Below are 1,045 nucleotides of genomic sequence, written 5' to 3' on the forward strand. Positions count from 1 at the left end.
GCGCGCCCGATAACGCCTCGGTGTCAGCAGCACCGTAATTCAGCAGGGGCCGCACGCCGGATCTCGCGCCCTGCGCCCGGACAGTTGGACGAGGTTTCCCTCGAACTGATAAGCGTGGGCCTCGGGCGCGATGCTCTCGACCCTTCGTACTTTATCGGAGAATCGGGATGACAACAGCAGTCGGGATTGATGTGGGCAAGGCGGCCCTGGACCTTGCGGTCGATGGGGTGTCGGGCGTGACGCGTTTTGCCAACAGCGCGGTGGGTATCCGCAAGCTGGTGGCGCGACTGGGCAGGCTGAACGCGCCGAAGATCGTTGTAGAAGCGACCGGAGGGTATGAAGATCCTCTGCTGGACGTCTGTTGCGAGGCGGGCCTGTGGATCTGCCGGGTCAACCCGCGTCAGGCGCGGGACTTTGCCCGTGCCACGGGCCAGTTGGCCAAGACCGATGCCATTGATGCAGCGTTGCTCGCCCTCATGGCGCGACTCTTCCACGAGCGCATGCGTCGTTACGAGGCGCCGCCACTGTGGCAGCGGGAGCTGCGCGACTGGCTGCGCCGACGCGGCCAGGTGGTGGCGACCTTGCAAGCGCAGAAGCAGCAGGCCGCACTGGCCTCGCCGACCGTGCGTCAACTCATGGCACGCACGATTGCAGTGCTCACGCGTGAGCTGGCCGCCATCGATACGGCCATGCAGGCGTTGTTGAAAGCGCATGCCAGCCCTGCGCTGCGCTCGTCCAAGGGCATGGGACCGATCTTCCAGGCGACGAGTCTGACGCTGCTGCCCGAACTGGGCCGGCTAAGCCGACAGCAGATTGCCAAGCTCGTCGGCGTGGCGCCCATGAACCGCGACAGTGGACAGAGCTCGGGCAAACGCCGGATCCGAGGGGGACGCGCACCGGTGCGGGTGGCGCTGTACATGGCCACGTTGTCGGCGGTGCGTTGGGATCCGTTGATGCGTGCGCATTACCAACAACTCAGGGCACGTGGAAAGCTGGGCAAGGTGGCACTGGTCGCCTGCATGCGCAAGCTGCTGACGATCGTCAA

At 65.5% G+C, this 1,045-nt stretch carries 1 protein-coding gene; it reads left to right on the top strand.

Annotated elements, in window-relative coordinates; genetic code table 11:
* Nucleotides 1–167: 167 nt before the first annotated feature.
* On the top strand, nt 168–1,045 hold an 878-nt coding region (locus CSC73_RS18290), incomplete at its 3' end, for an IS110 family transposase (RefSeq protein ID WP_163843565.1).

It is taken from the genome of Pseudoxanthomonas sacheonensis, assembly GCF_010093305.1.
In the GTDB taxonomy this organism is placed as follows: Bacteria; Pseudomonadota; Gammaproteobacteria; order Xanthomonadales; family Xanthomonadaceae; genus Pseudoxanthomonas_A; species Pseudoxanthomonas_A sacheonensis.